The 3406-nt window shown below is 36.3% G+C and carries 5 protein-coding genes; all 5 read left to right on the top strand.

Features of this window, described 5'->3' with window-relative positions; all coding sequences use genetic code 11:
* The first annotated feature begins 106 nt into the window (after positions 1-106).
* On the top strand, positions 107-487 hold the full coding sequence (gene gcvH / locus VKY50_RS06855; protein ID WP_324300199.1) for a glycine cleavage system protein GcvH: 381 nt from the start codon (positions 107-109) through the stop codon (positions 485-487).
* Complete coding sequence (locus VKY50_RS06850) at positions 456-854, top strand: VanZ family protein (RefSeq protein WP_324300197.1); 399 nt, start codon at positions 456-458, stop codon at positions 852-854. The genes gcvH and VKY50_RS06850 overlap by 32 nt, the downstream gene beginning before the upstream one ends.
* Positions 855-933: 79 nt before the next feature.
* Positions 934-1644: an energy transducer TonB gene (locus VKY50_RS06845; RefSeq protein ID WP_324300195.1), complete on the top strand. Its 711-nt coding sequence runs from the start codon at positions 934-936 to the stop codon at positions 1642-1644.
* 176 nt (positions 1645-1820) lie between these two features.
* Positions 1821-2723 (top strand): heme o synthase, encoded by a 903-nt coding sequence (gene cyoE, locus VKY50_RS06840; protein ID WP_324300193.1) that lies wholly within the window; start codon positions 1821-1823, stop codon positions 2721-2723.
* Positions 2723-3304, top strand: coding sequence for a cytochrome c oxidase subunit 3 (locus VKY50_RS06835; protein WP_324300191.1), 582 nt, complete (start codon positions 2723-2725; stop codon positions 3302-3304). The genes cyoE and VKY50_RS06835 overlap by 1 nt, the downstream gene beginning before the upstream one ends.
* Positions 3305-3406: the final 102 nt, after the last annotated feature.

The following is a 3406-nucleotide window of genomic DNA, read 5'->3' as shown; positions in this document are numbered from 1 at the left end:
AACTGGCTTTACTTTGAGGTATAATTTTGGAAATTAACAGTATTTCCTTTTGAAATCAAAAGTATAATGAATTACATTTGTCGAGCTAATAAATAAAATTGATGATATGAATATTCCTTCAGAATTGAAATACACCAAAGACCACGAGTGGGTCAGAGTGGATGGGGATGTGGTAACTATAGGAGTTACTGACTTTGCCCAGAGCGAATTAGGAGATATCGTTTATGTTGAGGTTGATACGCTCGATGAGACGCTAGACCGCGAAGAGGTTTTTGGAACAGTAGAAGCTGTTAAAACGGTATCTGACTTATTTTTACCACTGACGGGAGAAATTATTGAATTTAACGAAGCACTGGAAGATGCGCCTGAACTTGTTAATTCAGATCCATATGGGGAAGGTTGGATGATAAAATTGAAGTTTTCTAACCCTGAGGAATTAGATGAGCTTTTGAGTGATGTCGATTACAAAGCGATTATTGCAGGCTAAGAAGACCTATTTCCTAATCCTGGCGGTGCTGTGGTTGTTTTTAGTAACCGTTGCATGTTTGATCCCTGTTGGTATCATGAGGGATGTTGAGCCCGACTTTAAAATATCAGATAAAATTGCACACGTTTTTTTTTACTTTGTAAATACCATATTGTGCTTCTTATATTTTTATAAACCCGATTTAAAAGGTATCTTGCTGAAGGTTGCGATCTTTTCCTTTGTTTATGGCATAGTAATTGAGGTATTACAATTAGTATTGCCTTTTGGGAGAAGTGCCGAATTTACAGATGTTCTTGCAAATGGGATAGGTATTTTGCTCGCGATACTCCTTTTAAAGTTTGGGTTCTTAAAAAGGGCGAGGAATTAACGGTATTGCGTTAAAATAAAAGATTTAATTGGAAAATAAATAAATAAATATTTAAATTAGCAAACAAATAATATAGATTATGGAACTTAAAAAGAATCCAAAAGCCGATATTAGACGTTACAGCGGAATATTTTTCGCTTTTGGTCTTGCTCTTGCTTCTGCGCTTATGTGGGCAGCGATAGAGTACAAGCAATACGACAAAAGAGAGAAATTTGATTATGTGATGGATGTCGATGATCAGCTTGAAGAAGAGGTGCCAATGACCGAGCAAATTAAAACACCACCGCCACCACCGCCACCACCTGCAGCTCCCGAGATTATCCAGGTGGTCGAAGATGAAGAAGAAGTGGAAGAGACCGTTATTGAGTCTACAGAGACCAACCAGGAAGAAATTGTTGAGGTTGAGGAGATCGTAGAGGTGGAAGTTCCAGTTGATGTGGATGTTCCTTTTACAGTTATTGAGGACAAACCTATGTTTCCACAATGTGAAGGCGTTCCAAAAGCTGAACAGTTCGCTTGCTTTAAAGAAAACTTAGATAAACACGTTAGAAAAACATTTGAATATCCTGAGATCGCCCAAGAAATGGGGATTCAGGGAAGAGTTTATGTAAACTTTCGAATTAATAAAGATGGTACTATTACGATTTTAAATACCAGAGCTCCAGATAAGAGTTTGGATAAAGAAGCACGTAGAATTATTAATTCATTGCCTAAGTTAATTCCAGGTAAACAAAGGGGTAGACCAACGCCAGTTACATTTGCTTATCCAATTGTGTTTAAATTGAATTAAGAGATTCATTGTTAAATAATATATTGAAAGAGTCTGAAATTTTATTCAGACTTTTTTTATTTATGTACTTCTGGCTGTAAATCATTGGATAAAATTCTTTTCTGAGCTATCTTTGCAGCCGAATTAATGATAGTAAAGATGTTTCACGTTTGAAAGAATGTGTAAAACGTAGTTAAATGGCATTGAGCACAGCAACCAATAGAACGATATCTCTTGCGCTTATAGTTGATGATTTTAAGCAAATAACTAAAGTTGGGCTAACTTTAAGTGTTGTATTTTCTTCACTTATGGGATATTTGTTAGGTGCCGATGTAGTTAGTATGAAGGAAATCCTGATACTATCTATTGGTGGCTACTTCACTGTGGGAGCTTCCAATACATTTAATCAAATTATAGAACGAGATCTCGATGCCCAGATGGTTAGGACAGCTAATCGCCCTATTGCCTCTGGAAGAATGTCCGTTAATACAGCCTTAGTCATTGCAACACTTTGTACGATCCTAGGGATTGTGACACTATATTATCTGAATCCTAAAACTGCTATGTTTGGGGCCATCTCTTTATTTCTTTATACATGCGTGTATACTCCATTAAAGACCGTGACACCTCTGGCTGTTTTTGCTGGAGCTTTTCCAGGAGCTATTCCTTTTATGCTCGGATGGGTGGCTGTGACCAATGATTTTGGCATTGAACCAGGAACCTTATTTATGATTCAATTCTTTTGGCAGTTTCCTCATTTTTGGGCCATTGGTTGGTCGCTTCACGATCAGTATAGTAAGGCTGGATTTAAGATGTTACCCACTGGAAAAAGAGATAAGGCTACTGCACTACAAATTGTAATGTATACTTTTTGGATGATTTTAGCATCTATTTTTCCAGTCACTGGATTGACGGGGACGCTTCATTTATCCATAACTTCAGCGATACTCATATTTATACTCGGAGTGGTTATGTTGGTCTATGCCTTCCGCCTATACCAAAGAAGAGATAATAAATCAGCAAAGGCATTAATGCTTGCTAGTGTTAGCTATATTTCATTGGTGCAAATTATATATGTCATAGATAAATTTTTAAGTTGATGGATTTAACCCAAGGGAGTTTTGAAATGAAAAAGGCCAGAGCAAAGAAGATGATGCTTTGGTTCGGAATGATTAGTGTAGCCATGATGTTTGCTGGGCTTACTAGCGCCTATGTAGTGAGCAAGTCAAGACCTGATTGGGTATCTCAAATTGACATTCCAGTGCAATTTTTGTATAGCACCATTGTAATAGTCTTGAGTAGTTTTACTTTTTTTGCAGCAAAAAAAGCCATTCAAAAAGATAACAGGCGGAATGCTACTATTTTTTTATTAGCTACATTTGTACTAGGTTTATCGTTTGTGATTTTGCAATTTCAAGGATTTGCGAAGTTCATTGAAGCTGGATTTTATTTTACTGGAAGTGAAAGTACCATCACGACCTCCTTTCTATATGCGATTATATTTTCGCATTTAGTGCATTTATTTGGGGGCTTAATCGTGCTATTAGTAGTAATTTATAATCATTTTAAAGAAAAATATAAACCTGGTCAAACCCTTGGTTTAGAGCTGGGTGCGATGTTTTGGCACTTTCTGGACTTTTTGTGGGTTTATTTGATTGTATTTTTCTATTTCTTTAGATAAAGAAAAAACGTAAATTTGACAAATTTTTAAATATTAAGAATACTCTAACATTTATGGAAGCTACTGTTACAACAGGTTCTGAAGAAAAAGTATGGAGTGGTG

The sequence above is a fragment of the Galbibacter sp. genome (assembly GCF_035306585.1).
In the GTDB taxonomy this organism is placed as follows: Bacteria; Bacteroidota; Bacteroidia; order Flavobacteriales; family Flavobacteriaceae; genus Galbibacter.
The sequence above is the reverse complement of the archived record's forward strand: the minus strand, read 5'-3'. Positions and strand labels throughout refer to the sequence as shown.